A 16,546-nucleotide genomic window follows, 5' to 3' on the forward strand; every position below is an offset into this window, starting at 1 on the left:
GATGACTCAGCAGCCCCCATTTGCCCTGGAAAGCAGTACGCGCAGCCCGCGCTCCCGCGCAGGGCGGCGGGAGACGCGCGAAATCACGCTCATCGTTGCGACCATCGTGACCTTGGCCGTGGTTGGGCTTTACAGCCATCGCTTCGTCTCGCTCGAAAACATCCGCTTCATGGTGCTCAACTCGGTTGTCCTGTCGCTCGTGGCGCTGGGCCAAACCTGGGTCATCGCGACGAAGGGGATCGACTTGTCGGTGGCGCCCATCATGGGATTGACGGCCGTGGTCACTGGCTTGCTCGCGCAAACGAGCGGCCTGCCCCTCTACCAGGCCTTCGCCCTGGCTTTGGCCATCGGCGTCGTCCTCGGCACGGTGAACGGATTTCTCGTCGCGCGCATCACCATCCCACCCATCATCGTCACCCTCGGCACCTACAGCATCTATAGCGGCCTGATGTTCATCTATTCGAACGGCACGCAGGTAACGGCGGTTCCCCCGGCCTATGCAACCTTCGGCAACGGTCTCCTCGCCGCATGGCTGCCTTTGCCCATTCCGGTGCTGCTGCTGATCGCGGCGGTGGCGGCTTGCGGGTTCGTGCTCAATCACACGATCTTCGGTCGCGCCGTGCTCGCCATCGGGAACAATGCGACCGCCGCGTACAACGCGGGTGTGCCGGTCATGAAGACGCAGGTTCTCGTCTACGTCATTTCAGGGGTGCTCGCCGCGCTGGCTGGTCTCGTCTTCGTCTCCTACACAGGATCGGCGACGGTGACGACCGGCACCGGCGACCACGTCGAACTGCAGTCCATCGCGGTCACGTTGATCGGTGGCACCGCCATCGCCGGCGGCCGGGGCAACATGCTCGGCACCGTGCTGGGCGGGCTTTTTCTCAGCGTCATCCTTACCGCGCTCGTTTTCCTGCACGTGCCGCCGATCTGGTACTCGGCCGGTGAAGGCGCGATGATCCTGTTGACCGTGACACTCGGCATGCGGCAGGCAGCCGCCGGAAAGGCTGCGCGATGAAAGATCTCGCCAATACCGTGACGGCGCGGCGCACGGGTTCCCGCTTCCCCCTCGGCGGTTGGGAACGCGCCCTGCTGCTGCTGCTCGTCCTGGAGATCATCGGCTTCTCGTTGGGAATTCCTGGGTTCTACGACGGGCTCGGTGCGCTCCTCGGCCTCACCCAGAACTTCCTGCCCTTCGGGATCGTCGCTCTCGGTCTCGGCGTCGTCATCCTGACCGGTGGGATCGATCTTTCGGTGGGGGCCGTTGCCGGCCTCGGTGCCATCGTCATGGCCGAGCTTTGGCAGGGCCTGCATTTCTCCATCTGGCTCGCGGCCCTCTGCGGCATCCTGCTCGGCGCGGTGCTCGGTCTCATCAACGGCGTCATCATCACGCGCTTCCGTACGGAGCCGCTGATCGCGACTCTCGCCACCAGCTTCATCTTCGGCAGCATCGGCACCGCACTCGCGGGCGCCTCGCCCCCCTCCGGCTTCCCAGACAGTTTCAATGCGCTCGGGCAGGGATTGATCGGCAATGTGCTGCCCTATCAGCTTCTGCTCTTCGCGGTGCTGGCCGTCGTCTTCAGCCTGCTGATGTCGCGGAGTGCCTATGGGCGGAAGATCGTGATGCTGGGCTACAACCCGGATGCTGCACGTTATTCCGGCATTCCGGTCGCCCGCCTCACCGCCAGCGCCTATGTCATCAGCGGCGGGATGGCGGCGCTCGCCGGCATCGTGCTCGCCTCTTACTACAGTGCCGTGCGGCCGGACATGGGCGACATCCTGCTCTTGACCACCATCACCATGGTCGTGCTCGGCGGTGTCAGCATCTTCGGCGGCGAAGGCAGCATGGCAGGCGTCGTCATCGCCGTCCTGCTGCTCGGCATGCTGCGGCAGGGCATGTTGATCGCCGGATTCTCCGACATGGTGACGACGATGCTGACTGGGGCAATCCTGCTCGCGGCCATTGCTTTGCGCAATCTCCTGTCCGGACGAGGGACGGGACTGGCGCTGCTATTCCTCCGTTTTCGCAACCGCGGAGGCGGCAAGGTACCGGGAACGGCCGGATGATGCGCCGCTCCTGCTCTTCGCACTCGACCCACGAACAAAAAAACTCAGGGACAGTTATGAAATATTCCAAGAAGGTGGCCGCTCTGGCGGCCGCGATGCTCGGCTTCTCGGTGGCGGCCCATGCGGCGGACATCGATACCGCGAAGCGCATTCGCGTCGCCATGGTGCCCAAGCTGATCGGCCTTTCGGTCTTCAAGGCCAATGAGAAGGGTGCACAGGAAGCCTCGAAGAAACTCAACATCGACTTTCTCTACACCGGGCCGGTGACGGCCTCTGCGCAGGGCCAGGTCGACGTCTTCAACAGCCTGATCGCGCGTCGCTTCAACGTCATCACCACGACGTCGAACAACCCCACGGAACTGGCGCCGGCGCTGCGGCGGGCCATGAAGATGGGCATCAAGGTCGTGTCTTATGACAGCGACGTGGCGCCCGATGCGCGTGATTTCTTCATCCAGAACACCGCCTATCCGGCCTTCGGCAAGGCCCTGGTCGACTCGGTGGCCAAGTATACCGGCCCGAATGCGAAGATCGCGATCCTCTCCTCCACGCCGGATGCCACGATCCAGAACGCCTGGATCGATGCGCTGAAGACGTATATGAAGGCGACCTACCCCAATATGACGATCGTGACGACGCAGTATGGCCAGTCGAGCCCGTCGCAGTCGCTCACCGCCGGCCTCAACATCCTGCAGGCCAATCCCGGCGTCACCGGCATCATCGCGCCGGATGGTGCGGCGGAAGTGGGTGCGGCGGCGGCCGTGCAGAAGCTGGGGTTGACCGGCAAGGTCTTCGTCACGGGCTGCTCGGATCCCGATTCGATCCGCCAATACGTCAAGGCCGGCATCATCAAGGAGAGCCCGCTGTGGGATGAGGTGAAGGAAGGCGAACTGGTGATGTATGTCGCGCGTCTCGCCTACAACAACGCCATCACAAAGAACAGCACCTTCACCGCGGGTGATCTCGGCACCTTCACCGCCAAGGACGGTGTCATCATCTTCAGCGAACCGCTGATTTTCAACGCCCAGAATATCGATCAGTATCAGTTCTAATCCGTCGTCCCCGGGCTCCGCTGTCGAGAGGCGGAGCCCGTATTCGGGTGCCGACGAGAGTTTTGCAGGAAGGAACGAGCATGAAGCGTATCATCTTCACCGGCGGCAGCGGCAAGGCTGGCCGCCATGTCGTGCAATATCTCGTCGATGCCGGCTACCGGGTCCTCAACATCGACACCAAGCCGCTGAACAACCCCGCGGTACGCACGCTGATCACCGACATCACCGATTCCGGTCAGGTGTTCAACGCGCTGTCGAGCTACACAGGTCTACACGAGTTCGATCCGGACCTGCGCCCCGAGCCGATCGACGCGGTGGTGCATTTCGCGGCTATCCCGCGCATCATGATCACGCCTGACAACGAGGTCTATCGCATCAACGTGATGGGCACGTACAACGTCATTGAGGCGGCGGTGAAGCTCGGCATCAAGAAGGTGATCATCGCCTCGAGCGAGACTACCTACGGTATCGTTTTCGCCAATGGCCATCGCGACCCGCAGTATTTCCCTTTGGACGAGGAATACCCGGTTGACCCGATGGACAGCTACGCGCTGTCGAAGATCGTCAACGAAAAGACGGCGCAAGCCTTCGCACTCCGCAGCGGCATCGACATCTATGCCATCCGCATCGGCAACGTCATCGAGCCGCATGAATACGAGCTCTTTCCGAGCTGGTTCGCGAAGCCCGATTTCCGCCGTCGTATCGCCTGGAGCTATATCGACGCGCGTGATCTCGGCCAGATCGTCGCCCGCGGTATCGAGAAGGACGGCTTGGGCTTCCAGATCTTCAACGCCGTGAACAACGATACCTCCTCCGATCTTCCGACCGCGGAACTGCTGCGCCGCTATTATCCGAACGTGCCGGTGAAGGGCGAACTCGGCGAGTATGAGAGCCTGCTGTCCAACAAGAAGACCCGCGCCGTGCTCGGCTTCGAGGAGGCGCACAACTGGCGCAAATACGTGAAACTCCCGCAGTAGGAGGCGCGTCATGTCTCAGCAGACACTCGTGATCATCCATACCGGCCCGGTGACGGTACAGCCGCTGAACGCGCTGGTGCCTGATCTCCTGCCCGGCGTACGCGTCGTCAACTTGGTGGATGACAGCCTACTCAAGGATACGATGGCGGCCGGCGCAGTCACGCCTGCCGTCACGCGACGCCTGACGCAATACATGATGATTGCGCAGGATATGGGTGCGGATCTTATCCTCAATGCCTGCTCCTCGGTGCGCGAAGCGGCGGATGTCGGCGCAAAGCTCGTCTCAGTACCGGTCGCCAAGATCGATACGGCCATGGCGCGGCAGGCCGTATCCTCCGCCCAGCGTATCGGGGTGGCGGCCACGGTTCAGACGACACTCGATCCCACGGCACGGCTGATCGAACAGACGGCGCAGGAGATGGGCCGGACGGTGACCGTGCGGCGCGAGCTTTGCGCCGGCGCCTTCGACGCTCTCCTCGCCGGCGATGGCGCGCGCCATGACGGGATCGTCGCCGACCATCTGCGTGGTCTCGCCGCTGACGTCGATCTCATCGTGCTCGCCCAGGTTTCCATGGGGCGTGTGGCCGAGGCTTTGGGCGACCAGATTCCGGTGCCGGTACTGACGAGCCCGCGCCTTGGCATGCAGGCGGTGGCGGAGACGATGGCCGCTCTTGCCTTGCCGCGCGCGGCGTGAGAACGCTCGGGCATCAGGAGGGAAGTCGTGAGCGGGAGTTGCGCATGAGTGCCGAACAGACGACGTCCATGTCACCAGGGGCGGATGGCATTGGAAAGGCCGCCGTCATCGGCCTCGGCTCGATGGGCTTCGGCATGGCGCAATCGCTGCTGCGCGCGGGCTTTGCGGTTACCGGCTTCGATGTCGCGCAGGCGGCGCTCGACCGTCTGGCGGAAGCGGGCGGCATGCCGGCGGCAAGTCCCGCCGAAGCCGCCAGGAGCGCCGATGTCGTGGTCTCCGTCGTCGTCAACGCGGCGCAGACCGAGGCCATCCTCTTCGGCGAAGGGGGGTGCGCCGCGGCGATGGCGCCGGGGGCCGTCTTCATCTCCTCCGCCACCATGGCCCCGGACGTGGTGCGGGGCCTGGCGGCGCGGCTCGAAGCCATGGGGCTGCACTACCTGGATGCGCCGATGAGCGGTGGCGCGGCGAAGGCGGCAGAAGGTCAACTCACCATGCTCGCCTCCGGCTCACCCGCGGCCTTTGCCAAGGCGCGGCCAATGCTCGCTGCCATGACCGGCAAGCTTTACGAGCTTGGCGACGCGCCGGGGCAGGGGGCTGCCTTCAAGATGGTCAACCAGTTGCTCGCGGGCGTGCACATCGCGGCGGCCGCGGAAGCGATGGCTTTTGCAGCGGCCCAGGGGCTCGACCTCGCGCGGGTGTATGATGTCATCACGCAATCCGCCGGCAATTCCTGGATGTTCGAGAACCGCATGGCGCACGTTCTAGCCGGGGATTACAGCCCGAAAAGCTCCGTCAGCATCTTCACGAAGGATCTCGGCATCGTGCTGGATATGGCGCGGAGCGCCAATTTCCCGGTGCCCATCGCAGGCAGCGCCTTGCAGATGTTTCTCATGACGGCGGCCGCCGGCATGGCGAGGGATGATGACTCCTCTGTCACGCGTCTCTACGCCCGGCTCGCAGGTCTTGCCCTTCCGGGAGACGCGGCATGACCCTCGCGCTCGGCTGTATCGCGGACGACTATACCGGCGCCTCCGATCTCGCCAACGCCCTGGCGACGAACGGATTGCGCGTGGTGCAGACGATTGGCGTACCGTCGGAAACGCTCGCACTTCCGGACGTCGATGCCGTGGTCGTCGCCCTCAAGAGCCGCTCCATCCCCGCCGCTGACGCGGTCGAGAAGTCGGTCGCGGCCTATAGTTGGCTCTCGGCCCGCGGCGCGCGGCACATCCTGTTCAAGATCTGCTCGACCTTCGATTCCACCGCCGAGGGCAATATCGGGCCGGTGACGGATGCGCTGCGCGCGGCGGCCGGCGGCGGGATTACGCTCGTCAATCCTGGCTTTCCCGGCACTGGCCGCCGCGTCTTTCAAGGCCACCTCTTCGTTCATGACGAGCTGCTGAGTGAAAGTCCGCTCAAGGATCACCCGCTCAACCCGATGCATGACGCAAACCTCGTGCGCGTCCTCGCGCGGCAGTCAGCAGCTTCAGTCGGCCTCGTACCATTGCACGTCGTGGAAGAGGGCGCCGATGCGGTGCGGGCGGCGCTCGCGCACTGTGCGTCGCGCGGCCAGGCAGCCGCCATCGTCGATGCGGTCAACGATGGGCAGTTCGAAATCCTGGGTGACGTGGCGCTCGATCAGCCGGTGTCGACCGGCGCATCCGGACTCGGCATCGGTCTCGCCCGTGCCCTCGTCCGCCAAGGTGTGGGAGGCGAGCATTCGGCAGCGGCGTGGGAGCCTCTGCCCCCGCATGCGCCGCATGCGGCGATCCTTGCCGGCAGCTGCTCGAAAGCGACGCTCGGCCAGATCGCCGAAGCTGAAGCGCACATGCCGGTCCTGCATCTCGACGTCGAGGGTTTGGCTACCGGCCGCGATGTCGTTTCCGAAGCACTCGCCTGGGCAGGCCCAAAGCTCGAGACAGGTCCGGTGTTGATTGCGAGCAGCCGCAGTCCGGCCGAGGTTGCCGGCTTGCAGCAGCGCCTCGGCGGCACCGCATTGGGCAGCCGCATCGAAGCCGCGCTCGCCGCCATCGCGGAAGGGCTGACGCAGGCCGGTGTCGGTCGTCTCATCGTGGCGGGCGGCGAAACCTCGGGTGCCGTGGTCAACCGCCTCGGTTTGCAGGGCTTCCGCATCGGCCGGGAGATCGCGCCCGGCGTGCCGGCGCTCGGCGTCATCGGCGCGCATCATCCTGGGCTGCGCATGGCGCTCAAGTCGGGGAATTTCGGCGGCCCGCGCTTCTTTGAGGAAGCGCTGGCGGCGCTCGCCTGATCCACGGGCGCTGCGCCGTGGGCAGCCCGCCTGCGGCCATGTGCTCAGGCTTCGCCCGCGGGGGATGCCGCCGCGCGGCGGGACATCCAGGCCGGCGGGCGCGGCATGCGGAACGGCAGCATGAGCTGGGTGCCAAGGGCCGCGAATCGGTCGAGATCGACGCTTTCGTGCATCGCCTGCGTGGGGTGGCCCTGCAGTCGGGTCTCCAGCAGCGAGCGGGCGTAAAACGGCGCGTCGGTGAGTGTACGGAGAACGCGCGCGGCGCGGTCCTCCGCGCGGGTGGTGCGCGGCAGGCGCCAGCCGCTGCGCGGCAGGGTCACCTCTGGTGGCGGCGCGAGGGACGAGACCACGCCGTCTGGCCGCACAAGCACGGCGATCGTGGCTGGGTCACCCGCCTTTGGCACCGTATCGTAGAAGATCGCGGTGTCGTCGCCAGGCAGCGCCGCGCGGGACCAGTCCCAGCGGCGAAAGCTCGTCTCCAGCGGCGTATCGCCGTCATTGCTGTCCAGATAGCCGCGGCCTGACCACGAGAGGTCGGGTTGCGTCAGCATCACCTCCACGTGCGCCAGCGGCGCCATCGGCCGCCAGCGATGCCGTCCTTTATCCTCGAGCGATGCGGCGAAGCCGGTGAGGGCGGCGGGGGAGACACGCACCTCACCGCGGATCGGGCGTGGTACGGGAACGCCCATCTCCCGGATGGTGAAGACGAGCGTCGTGCCGTCCCAGCGGAGGTGGCTTGGACCCAGCGTCAGCACCTGCGCGTCCTGCACGAGGGCTGAGCGGCCGCGCTCGGTCATCGCCCAGCGGCCTCTAGGGCCATAGATCACAACGTTGAGGGCGGCGTGTGCCAGGGGATCGGCCTGTCGGCCGCCCCGGCGGTGGAAGGCGTAATAGGGCGAGAAGACGCTGCCCAGGAAGGCGATGAGCGTGATGCCGTGGCGCCCGTCCGCACTCAGCGCATCGACGTACCACCAGACGTAGCCGTTCAGCGGTACCGCGCAGTCGAAGCGAGGTCCGCCATCAAGGCCGACGCCGCCATGCGCCCGGAAAGCGCTGCCATAGGCACTCCAGGACCCGGATGCGTGCTGCCCCCCGCCAGGTACAGGCCCGGAAGCTTCGTGCGCGCCCCGGGTCGGCGGAAGGAGGCCTGCCAGCCGTGGGCGTTCGGCCCGTAGAGAGCGCCCCCCGTCCCCGGAAACAGGGTGTGGAACTGCGCCGGCCCCGTCGTCACGGCCGCCTCCATGCTGCGGTCGAATGTCAGGCCGCAGCGGCGCAACTGCGCCATCATCCGCTCGGCACACTGCACCGTCTCCTTCTCATCGGGTTTGCAGCCGTCGCCGGTCGCCGGAGCGTTGACGAGGCAGAGCAGCCGTTCCGGCGTGTTCATGGTAGTTGTTTCGACATCGGTGCGGTCCTGCGCACAGACATACACCGTGGGCACCGCCGGCAACCGCCCTTGTTTCAGGGCTTGGAACTCGGCTGGATAGTCTTCGGAAAAGAACACGGTATGGCGGAGCAGCGGGAAACCCTGCGGCACCGCCGCGAGCGCCCATGTCACGGCGGAAAGGGACCGCGCATCGGGCGGCGTCGGTTTCACGCCGCTCGGCAGATCGCCAAAGAAACCGGCCGCCAAGGCATGGCTGTCGGCGTTGCACAGGATGGCCTCGGCCGGGATAGCCTCGCCATCCGCCAGAACGACGCCGCTGGCCCGCCCGCCCGTCGTGATTATTCGCCGCACAGCAGTGCCATAGCGGAAGCACGCCCCGTGCTGCGCCGCAAGGTCGGCGAGGACTGCGGCCAGCCGGTGCATGCCGCCTTCGATCAGCCACACCCCTTCGCTTTCCACATGCGCCACCAGCATCAGCGTCGCTGGCGCCTCATAAGGCGAGGAGCCGCAATAGGTGGCGTAGCGGCCGAAGAGCTGCCGCAGCCGCGGATCCTGGAAATGCTCCGCTAGGGCGCGGTCGAGCGTGGTGAAGGGGCTGATGCCCATCAGCGCGCGGGGGCCCGCCTTGGCCAGAAGGTCGACTACGCTCGGCCGGTCTTCGCGGATAAAGCTGTCTTTCAAGGTGGTCCAGATGCGGGCAGCGCGGGCGGCGAAGCGTTCGAAGCCGCGCGCGGCGGTAGCGCCCGCAAAACGGCCGATCGCATCGGTGGAGGCGCGGCGGTCCGCGAAGAGATCGAGCCGGCTGCCGTCGGGCCAGCCATGGCGGGCCAGCACCTGCGTGGGGGTGAGGGAGAGGTGCGCCTCCAACCGCGCGCCGGCGGCGGCGAAAATCTCTTCGAAGACCCAGCGCATGGTGAAGACGGTGGGCCCGGCATCGATGCGGGCGGCCCCCACGGCAACCTCCCGCATCTTGCCGCCCGGGCCCGCTTCCTTCTCCAGCACCAGCACGTCCAACCCCCGCGCCGCCAGCAGCAGGGCCGCCACGAGGCCGCCGACCCCCGCTCCGATGATGACGACGCGCTGGGTCATGAGCCCGACCTCAGATCTTAGTTGACGCAGATGTCTATAATGGTTGACAGTATTAATTGACAATAAAAGATGACGTTCGGGAGGTGCTAAGCCATGCAATCCCTACCGCAAATCGAAGGGGCGCTTGAGGCGGCTCTCGCGACGGTGAATGCAGGCTGTCCGCCCGGCTTATCCGCAGCCTTGCGCCACGCAGTGTTTCCAGGCGGCATGCGGGTGCGACCGCGCCTCTGTCTGGCCGTGGCCGAAGCATGCGGCGGTGCCGATCCTCGGGTCACGGAAGGGGCGGCTGCCGCCATCGAGCTGCTGCATTGTGGCTCCCTGGTGCATGACGATCTGCCCTGTTTCGATGATGCCCCCATTCGCCGTGGTCTCCCGTCCGTGCACCAGCAGTTTGGTGAGGCGCTGGCGGTTCTGGCGGGGGACGGGCTGATCGTGCTCGCGGTTGAAACCCTGGTGCGCGCGGCGGCGGGTTCGCCCCATCTCGGGCATCTGGTTCTGCTCTTGACCGAGGCCGCCGGCATGCCCGGCGGCTTGATCGCGGGACAGGCCTGGGAATCCGAGCCGGTGGTTCCGCTCGTCGCCTATCAGCGGGCCAAGACCGCGTCGCTCTTCACCCTGGCCACCATGGCGGGTGCGCTCGCCGCCAACCGGCCGGCAGAGCCCTGGCGGCTGCTCGGCGAGCGGCTGGGGGAGGCCTATCAGATCGCCGATGATCTGCGGGACGTGACCATGAGTGCCGAGGAGCTCGGCAAGCCGGCGGGCCAGGATGCGGCGCTTGGCAGGCCCAGTGCCGCCGCGCAGCACGGCATGGTCGGCGCGATCGACAAGGTGGAAGGCCTGGTGCGTGGGGCCATGAACGCCGTACCGCCCTGCCAGGCGCCCGGTTTGCTGAAAGCCCTCATCCTCGCCGAACTCGGCCGTCTTCTGCCCAAGGAACACGTGCTGCACGCGGTGGTGTGACCGTGGCTGGGGCAGCGATGGCGACGTCTCTCGCTGCCTGGGCGCAAGATTGGGTAGCGCGCATTCAGGCGCGGGCCGGGTTTCGCCGCGCCGCGGCCGCCTTTCCGCTGACCCGCCCCGTCGCCCGTCATCAGGCGCGCGCGCTCTTCGACCTCTGCGCCGGCTTCGTCTATTCGCAGGTCCTGCTGGCGACGGTCCGCCTGGGCTTGCCCGAACGGCTGCTGCATGGCCCTCGCTCGGCGGCCGCGCTGGCGCTGGATCTGGAGATGACAGAGCCGGCGATGGAACGGCTGCTCCTGGCGGCGGCCTCGCTCCGGCTCCTGGCGCGGCGGGGGCAGGATGCCGCCGGCCGCCCGCTCTATGGGCTGGGCTCCCTCGGCGCCGCGCTCATCGACAACCCCGGCGTGACGGCGATGATCGAGCATCACGCTCTGGTCTATGCCGATCTGCGGGATCCCGTAGCGCTGCTGCGCGGCACGGTGCCGGAGACGGCGCTTGGTCACTACTGGCCCTATGCGGCGAAGACACGTGTCGATGCGCGGACGGCCGAAAGCTATTCCGCTCTCATGGCGGTCAGCCAGCGGCTGGTCTCGCAGGAGGTGCTGGCGGCTTATCCGATGCGGCGGCACCGGCATCTCCTGGATGTCGGCGGCGGCAGCGGTGCCTTCGTGCAGGCGGCGGCCGCAGAGGCGCCGGCGTTGCGCGTGACCCTTTTTGATCTCCCGGCGGTCGCCGCAGTCGCCCGTGCCCGCCTCGATACGACGGCGATCGCGGCACGTTGCACGGTGGTGGGTGGTGACTTCACGCGCGAGTCTCTGCCTGCGGGCGCCGATCTGGTGAGCCTCGTCCGGGTGCTGCACGACCATGAGGACAGCACCGCCGAAGACCTGCTGAGGAGCATCCGGGCCGCCCTTGCGCCGGGCGGCCGCCTCCTCATTGCCGAACCGATGGCGGGTACCCGCGGCGCCGAGCCCGTGGGTGACGCTTATTTCGGCTTCTATTTCCTCGCCATGGGTGGGGGCCGTGCCCGCACCCCGGTGCGTATCCAGCAGATGCTGCGACAGGCGGGCTTCTCCCGGTCGCGGGTGCTGCGCAATCGCATGCCAATGATCACCAGGATCATCGTCGCGGAGTAATCACGCGATGACTGGCGGCACTGTCTATTTATGTTGACTAACTTATCTGTAATGATAACGTGACACTTGACGATCGGCTAAAGCGAGAGAGTCGCAGGCCGTTCTCGGGGGTGAAGCGACCATGCAGACGGTTGCGGTAGTCATGGACGGTCCGGGAGAGGCGGCGCTTCGCAGCGTCTCCCTGACAGAACCAGGAGCAGAGGATGTCGTGGTTGACATCCAGTGGAGCAGCATCAGTGCTGGGACCGAGCGGTTGCTCTGGTCCGGCCGCATGCCGCCGTTTCCCGGCATGGGCTATCCGCTTGTGCCCGGCTACGAGTCCGTGGGCCATGTCGTCGATGCTGGGGCCCGATCGGGCTTGCGTGGCGGTGAATTCGTTTTCGTTCCCGGTGCGCGCTGTTTCACGGAGGTGCGCGGCCTGTTCGGTGGCGCTGCCGCCCGGCTCGTGGTGCCCGGCTCGCGCGTCTCCCCGATTGATGCAGCACTGGGGGAGCAGGGGGCGCTTCTGTCGCTTGCCGCGACGGCCTATCACGCCATGGCTGGCGCCACCCCGCCTGACCTTATCATCGGCCACGGTGTCCTCGGCCGTCTCCTCTCGCGCATCACCATCGCCCTCGGTCATCCGCCGCCAGCGATCTGGGAACGCGAAGCTTCCCGGCGCTTCGGCGTCGGTGTGACCACCGAGGAGGCGGATGTTCGACGCGATTATGCCGCCATCTATGATGCGAGCGGTGACGCGACACTTCTCGATCGCCTGGTGGCGCGCTTGGCGCGGGGCGGAGAGATCGTGCTGGCCGGCTTCTACCACGCGCCGCTCAGCTTCACCTTTCCACCGGCATTCATGCGCGAGGCACGCTTTCGTATCGCCGCGGAATTCCGGCCGGGCGATCTTGCGGCGGTGCTAGCGCTGATCGCCGGCGGCGCCCTGTCGCTTGACAATTTGATCACGCATCGCCGCCCGGCGAGCGAGGCGAAGGCGGCCTATGCCACGGCCTTCGATGATCCCGACTGCCTGAAAATGATCATGGACTGGAGACGTCTTTCATGACCACCGAGACCCAGATCATCGCCATCTACGGCAAGGGCGGCATCGGCAAGAGCTTTACGCTCGCCAACCTGTCCTACACCATGGCGGAACAGGGCAAGCGGGTGCTGCTGATCGGCTGCGACCCGAAGAGCGACACCACGTCGCTGCTCTTCGGCGGACGGTCCTGCCCGACGATCATCGAAACCTCCTCGCGCAAGAAGGCGGCCGGAGAGAAGGTCTCGATCGGCGATGTCTGCTTCAAGCGCGACGGCGTCTTCGCCATGGAGCTTGGCGGGCCCGAGGTCGGACGCGGCTGCGGCGGGCGGGGCATCATTCACGGCTTCGAACTGCTCGAAAAGCTCGGCTTCCACGACTGGGGTTTCGACTACGTCCTGCTCGACTTTCTGGGAGACGTGGTGTGCGGCGGCTTCGGCCTGCCCATCGCCCGCGACATGTGCCAGAAGGTCATCGTCGTCGGATCGAACGACCTGCAGTCCCTCTATGTCGCCAACAACGTCTGCTCGGCCGTTGACTATTTCGCGAAGCTCGGCGGCAACGTCGGGGTCGCGGGTCTCGTCATCAACAAGGATGACGGCACCGGGGAGGCGCAGGCCTTCGCGAAAGCCGCCGGAATCCCGGTCTTGGCCGCCATTCCCGCGCATGAGGATATCCGCCGCAAGAGCGCGAATTACGAAATCGTCGGCAGCAAAGGCTCGCGCTGGGAGCCGATGTTCTCGGCCCTGGCCGAGGAGGTGGCGCTGGCGCCGCCGCGCCGGCCGAGCCCGCTGACGCAGGACGGCCTGCTCGCCCTGTTCAAAGGCGAAGCCGTTGGCCGCGGTGTCACGCTGCAGCCGGCGACGATGGAGGAGATGGGCGGCTTCGCCGCAGCGTCGCGGCCGTCCCTCGAAGTCGTCTACGAGGGCGTGTGACGATGGATGGCATGCAGCCCCCTCCCATCCCGCCTGATACCGGCAGTGGCTGCCATGGCGGGCGGGAGACGATGCAGGCGGCGGCCGTTGCCGCGGGCAAGGGCGCGGTGCTGGAGCAGCTCATCGCCGATTATCCCCGTGGTCCGCACGATCAGCCGCAATCCATGTGCCCCGCCTTCGGCTCTCTGCGCGTCGGCTTGCGGATGCGCCGCGTCGCGACCTTGCTCTCAGGTTCCGCCTGCTGTGTCTATGGCCTGACCTTCACCGCGCGCTTCTACGGGGCGCGGCGGAGCGTCGGCTACGTGCCATTCAACTCCGAAACGCTGGTGCGCGGTCAACTCTACGAGGACATTCGTGCGGCCGTCTTCGAGACGGCAAAGCCCGCCGATTACGACGCGGTGGTCGTCATCAACCTCTGCGTACCCACCGCCTCCGGCGTGCCGCTGGACCTGCTGCCTAAGCAGATCGACGGCGTGCGTATCATCGGCATCGACGTGCCGGGATTCGGTGTGCCGACGCATGCCGAGGCGAAGGACGTTCTGGCGGCCGCGATGCTGCGCGTGGCAAGGGCGGAAGTCGAAGCAGGGCCAGTGCCGCGGCCCCGTGGGCCGCAAGCCGAACTGCCCAACGTCGCCCTGATCGGAGAACTCTTCCCGGCCGATCCCATGAGCATCGGCGGCCTGCTCGCGCCCATGGGCCTTGGCGTGGCGCCAGGTGTTCCCGCCCGCGAATGGCGCAATCTCTACGGCGCGCTCGATTGCGACGCCGCAGCGGCGATCCATCCCTTCTACACCGCGACCATCCGCGAATTTGAGGCGGCTGGCCGGCCGATCGTGGGTTCAGGGCCCGTGGGCGTCGAAGGCACCGATGCCTGGCTCACCGCGATCGGCCGTGCCGCGGGTCTCTCGGGAAGCCGTGTCGAGGCCGCTCGGCAGGCGGCTCTTCCGGCATTGGCTGGCATCTTGGCCGCCAATCGGATCGACGCGCGCATCACCGTCTCGGGCTATGAAGGCTCCGAACTGCTCGTCGCCCGTCTGCTGGTGGAAGCCGGTGCGGAGGTGCCCTATGTCGGCACCGCCTGCCCACGCACCGCCTGGAACGAGGACGACCGCGCCTGGCTCGTGGCCCGCGGCGCGCATGTGCAGTTTCGTGCGTCTCTCGAGCAGGATGTGGCGGCGATGCGGGAAGTGCAGCCCGATCTCGCCATCGGGACGACGCCCGTCGTGCAGAAGGCGAAGGAACGCGGCATTCCAGCCGTCTACTTCACGAACATCATCTCATCGCGGCCGCTCTTCGGCCTGCCCGGGGCGGCCGCATTGGCAAGCTCCATCGCAGCGCAGACCCGGGGGCGGGAACGCTTCGCCCGGATGGTGAGCTTTTTCGGCGCGGCGCCGGAGCCTGTTCCGCAGGTGGCTGCTGCCGCCACGCCGGCGCGGCTCGACAGCCTTGCCGCGTCGATGGGGAGCTGAGCGCATGCTGGTTCTCGATCATGATCGCGCCGGCGGCTATTGGGGGGCGGTCTACACCTTCACCGCGCTGCGCGGCCTCCGCGTCATCGTCGACGGTCCGGTCGGCTGCGAAAACCTGCCGGTGACGGCGGTGCTGCACTACACCGATGCGCTGCCGCCGCATGAACTGCCGGTCTCGGTGACGGGGCTTGCGGAAGATCAGCTGTCGCGGGACGGCACCGAAGATTCGCTCAAGCAGGCGAACAGCGTCGGTGACACCCGGATGCCCGGCGTCGTGGTAACGGGCAGTATCGCCGAGATGATCGGCGGTGGTGTCACGCCCGAAGGCTCTGGCTTGCTGCGCTTCATTCCTCGCACCATCGACGAGGATCAGTGGCAATGCGCCGACCGTGCCTTGTTCTGGCTCTACGGCCAGTTCGGGCAGAAAAAGGGCGCGCGCGTCACCAGAAATGCGAAGGAGCCGGCGACCGCGACGGTTGGCAAGCCGCTCGTCAACATCATCGGCGCCATTCACGGCACTTTCAACATGCCTTCCGATCTGGCCGAAATCCGGCGGCTGGTGGAAGGGATCGGCTGTTCCGTCAACCTCGTCTACCCGATGGGCGCGCATCTCGACGACACGCCGAAGCTCGCCGATGCGGTGGTCAATGTCTGCCTCTACCGCGAATTCGGTCGGCAGTTGTGCGAGGAGCTGGGCAAGCCCTATCTCCAGGCACCGATCGGTCTCTTCGCGACGACGAATTTCCTTCGCGCCCTCGGGGACCTCGCCGGCGTCGATCCCGAGCCCTTCATCGAGGCCGAAAAGCAGGCGACGATCAAGCCGATCTGGGATCTGTGGCGCAGCGTGACGCAGGATTTCTTCGCGACCGCGAGCTTCGCGGTGGTGGCGTCGGCAACCTATGAGCACGGCTTGCGTCAGTTTTTGGGGGAGGAGCTGGGCATTCCCTGCACCTTCTCCCAAGCGCGGCGCCCCGGCCTGAAGACGGACAATCAGGCAGTGCGGGCGGCTTTGAAGCAGACCCCGCCGGTCGTGCTCTTCGGCTCCAACAACGAACGCATCTACGCCGCCGAACTCGGCCTCCGCTCGATCTACGTTCCGGCCTCCTTTCCCGGCGCCATCATTCGACGGGCCACCGGCACGCCATTCATGGGCTACGCCGGGGCGACCTACATCCTTCAGGAATTTTGCAACGCACTTTTCGATATGCTGTTCAACATGCTGCCGCTCGGCCGCGACCTCGATCAGGTCGAACCGACGCTGGCGTCGGGCGAATTCGCCGCTCCGGTCTGGGAATCGGAGGCGCGCGCTCTGTTCGACGAGCATGTCGACGCGGAGCCTTTTCTCATCCGCATTTCTGCCGCTAAGACGTTGCGTGATCGGATTGAACGAGATGCGCGGCGAGAGGCAGAGCCGTGCGTCACCGCCGCCCGCGTCGCGAGTTCGCTGGCTGCGATGGCCATGTCGTGACCAGCGTGCAACCGACTTTATGAGGAGA

15 protein-coding genes are annotated in these 16,546 nt (G+C 66.5%); 13 read left to right on the plus strand and 2 right to left on the minus strand.

Features of this window, described 5'->3' with window-relative positions; all coding sequences use genetic code 11:
- The first annotated feature begins 1 nt into the window (after window position 1).
- From ACYQ6W_RS04080 to otnK, 7 genes are all read left to right on the plus strand, one after another.
- Window positions 2–1,018, plus strand: a complete 1,017-nt coding sequence (locus ACYQ6W_RS04080; RefSeq protein WP_459673731.1) for an ABC transporter permease — start codon at window positions 2–4, stop codon at window positions 1,016–1,018.
- Window positions 1,015–2,067 carry an ABC transporter permease gene (locus tag ACYQ6W_RS04085; RefSeq protein ID WP_459673732.1) on the plus strand — a complete coding sequence of 351 codons (1,053 nt, stop codon included), beginning with the start codon at window positions 1,015–1,017 and terminating at the stop codon, window positions 2,065–2,067. The genes ACYQ6W_RS04080 and ACYQ6W_RS04085 overlap by 4 nt, the downstream gene beginning before the upstream one ends.
- Window positions 2,068–2,123: 56 nt before the next feature.
- A complete protein-coding gene (locus ACYQ6W_RS04090; RefSeq protein WP_459673734.1) occupies window positions 2,124–3,116 on the plus strand; it encodes an autoinducer 2 ABC transporter substrate-binding protein in 993 nt (330 codons plus the stop codon).
- A gap of 80 nt (window positions 3,117–3,196) precedes the next feature.
- Window positions 3,197–4,093, plus strand: coding sequence for an NAD-dependent epimerase/dehydratase family protein (locus ACYQ6W_RS04095; protein ID WP_459673735.1), 897 nt, complete (start codon window positions 3,197–3,199; stop codon window positions 4,091–4,093).
- A 10-nt stretch (window positions 4,094–4,103) separates the two neighbouring features.
- On the plus strand, window positions 4,104–4,787 hold the full coding sequence (locus tag ACYQ6W_RS04100) for an aspartate/glutamate racemase family protein (protein WP_459673736.1): 684 nt from the start codon (window positions 4,104–4,106) through the stop codon (window positions 4,785–4,787).
- Between the two features lie 44 nt (window positions 4,788–4,831).
- Window positions 4,832–5,776: an L-threonate dehydrogenase gene (gene ltnD / locus ACYQ6W_RS04105; RefSeq protein ID WP_459673738.1), complete on the plus strand. Its 945-nt coding sequence runs from the start codon at window positions 4,832–4,834 to the stop codon at window positions 5,774–5,776.
- Complete coding sequence (gene otnK / locus ACYQ6W_RS04110) at window positions 5,773–7,053, plus strand: 3-oxo-tetronate kinase (RefSeq protein WP_459673740.1); 1,281 nt, start codon at window positions 5,773–5,775, stop codon at window positions 7,051–7,053. Before ltnD ends, otnK begins: the two co-directional genes overlap by 4 nt.
- A 44-nt stretch (window positions 7,054–7,097) precedes the next feature.
- Here the strand turns inward: otnK and ACYQ6W_RS04115 are convergent, their stop codons facing one another.
- Complete coding sequence (locus ACYQ6W_RS04115; RefSeq protein WP_459673741.1) at window positions 7,098–7,850, minus strand: carotenoid 1,2-hydratase; 753 nt, start codon at window positions 7,848–7,850, stop codon at window positions 7,098–7,100.
- A 188-nt stretch (window positions 7,851–8,038) separates the two neighbouring features.
- The gene (crtD, locus tag ACYQ6W_RS04120) at window positions 8,039–9,529 is read right to left on the minus strand and encodes a 1-hydroxycarotenoid 3,4-desaturase CrtD (RefSeq protein WP_459673742.1); all 1,491 of its coding nucleotides are present in this window, start codon (window positions 9,527–9,529) and stop codon (window positions 8,039–8,041) included.
- A 93-nt stretch (window positions 9,530–9,622) separates the two neighbouring features.
- On the opposite strand from crtD, the gene ACYQ6W_RS04125 reads away from it, so the two are divergent.
- The 6 genes from ACYQ6W_RS04125 (at window position 9,623) to bchZ (ending at window position 16,518) form a co-directional block, all read left to right on the plus strand.
- Window positions 9,623–10,489 (plus strand): polyprenyl synthetase family protein, encoded by an 867-nt coding sequence (locus ACYQ6W_RS04125; RefSeq protein ID WP_459673743.1) that lies wholly within the window; start codon window positions 9,623–9,625, stop codon window positions 10,487–10,489.
- 17 nt (window positions 10,490–10,506) lie between these two features.
- Window positions 10,507–11,625: a methyltransferase gene (locus tag ACYQ6W_RS04130; RefSeq protein ID WP_459673744.1), complete on the plus strand. Its 1,119-nt coding sequence runs from the start codon at window positions 10,507–10,509 to the stop codon at window positions 11,623–11,625.
- Window positions 11,626–11,746: 121 nt separating this feature from the next.
- Window positions 11,747–12,673, plus strand: coding sequence for a chlorophyll synthesis pathway protein BchC (gene bchC / locus ACYQ6W_RS04135; protein ID WP_459673745.1), 927 nt, complete (start codon window positions 11,747–11,749; stop codon window positions 12,671–12,673).
- Window positions 12,670–13,581, plus strand: a complete 912-nt coding sequence (locus ACYQ6W_RS04140; protein WP_459673746.1) for a chlorophyllide a reductase iron protein subunit X — start codon at window positions 12,670–12,672, stop codon at window positions 13,579–13,581. Before bchC ends, ACYQ6W_RS04140 begins: the two co-directional genes overlap by 4 nt.
- 11 nt (window positions 13,582–13,592) lie before the next feature.
- Window positions 13,593–15,050: a chlorophyllide a reductase subunit Y gene (gene bchY / locus ACYQ6W_RS04145; protein ID WP_459673747.1), complete on the plus strand. Its 1,458-nt coding sequence runs from the start codon at window positions 13,593–13,595 to the stop codon at window positions 15,048–15,050.
- 4 nt (window positions 15,051–15,054) lie between these two features.
- Entirely contained in the window at window positions 15,055–16,518 is a 1,464-nt protein-coding gene (bchZ, locus tag ACYQ6W_RS04150) for a chlorophyllide a reductase subunit Z (protein ID WP_459673748.1), read from the plus strand.
- Window positions 16,519–16,546: the final 28 nt, after the last annotated feature.

The organism is Acidisoma sp. 7E03 (assembly GCF_054665075.1).

What these genes read in the sequence shown, in the direction of transcription:
- ACYQ6W_RS04140 (WP_459673746.1), top strand. Translation starts at nt 12,670, where the DNA reads ATGACCACCGAGACCCAGATCATCGCCATCTACGGCAAGGGCGGCATC.
- ACYQ6W_RS04080 (WP_459673731.1), top strand. Translation starts at nt 2, where the DNA reads ATGACTCAGCAGCCCCCATTTGCCCTGGAAAGCAGTACGCGCAGCCCG.
- bchC (WP_459673745.1), top strand. Translation starts at nt 11,747, where the DNA reads ATGCAGACGGTTGCGGTAGTCATGGACGGTCCGGGAGAGGCGGCGCTT.
- otnK (WP_459673740.1), top strand. Translation starts at nt 5,773, where the DNA reads ATGACCCTCGCGCTCGGCTGTATCGCGGACGACTATACCGGCGCCTCC.
- crtD (WP_459673742.1), bottom strand. Translation starts at nt 9,529, where the DNA reads ATGACCCAGCGCGTCGTCATCATCGGAGCGGGGGTCGGCGGCCTCGTG.
- bchY (WP_459673747.1), top strand. Translation starts at nt 13,593, where the DNA reads ATGCAGCCCCCTCCCATCCCGCCTGATACCGGCAGTGGCTGCCATGGC.
- ACYQ6W_RS04090 (WP_459673734.1), top strand. Translation starts at nt 2,124, where the DNA reads ATGAAATATTCCAAGAAGGTGGCCGCTCTGGCGGCCGCGATGCTCGGC.
- ACYQ6W_RS04085 (WP_459673732.1), top strand. Translation starts at nt 1,015, where the DNA reads ATGAAAGATCTCGCCAATACCGTGACGGCGCGGCGCACGGGTTCCCGC.
- ACYQ6W_RS04115 (WP_459673741.1), bottom strand. Translation starts at nt 7,850, where the DNA reads ATGACCGAGCGCGGCCGCTCAGCCCTCGTGCAGGACGCGCAGGTGCTG.
- ACYQ6W_RS04130 (WP_459673744.1), top strand. Translation starts at nt 10,507, where the DNA reads ATGGCGACGTCTCTCGCTGCCTGGGCGCAAGATTGGGTAGCGCGCATT.
- bchZ (WP_459673748.1), top strand. Translation starts at nt 15,055, where the DNA reads ATGCTGGTTCTCGATCATGATCGCGCCGGCGGCTATTGGGGGGCGGTC.
- ACYQ6W_RS04095 (WP_459673735.1), top strand. Translation starts at nt 3,197, where the DNA reads ATGAAGCGTATCATCTTCACCGGCGGCAGCGGCAAGGCTGGCCGCCAT.
- ltnD (WP_459673738.1), top strand. Translation starts at nt 4,832, where the DNA reads ATGAGTGCCGAACAGACGACGTCCATGTCACCAGGGGCGGATGGCATT.
- ACYQ6W_RS04125 (WP_459673743.1), top strand. Translation starts at nt 9,623, where the DNA reads ATGCAATCCCTACCGCAAATCGAAGGGGCGCTTGAGGCGGCTCTCGCG.
- ACYQ6W_RS04100 (WP_459673736.1), top strand. Translation starts at nt 4,104, where the DNA reads ATGTCTCAGCAGACACTCGTGATCATCCATACCGGCCCGGTGACGGTA.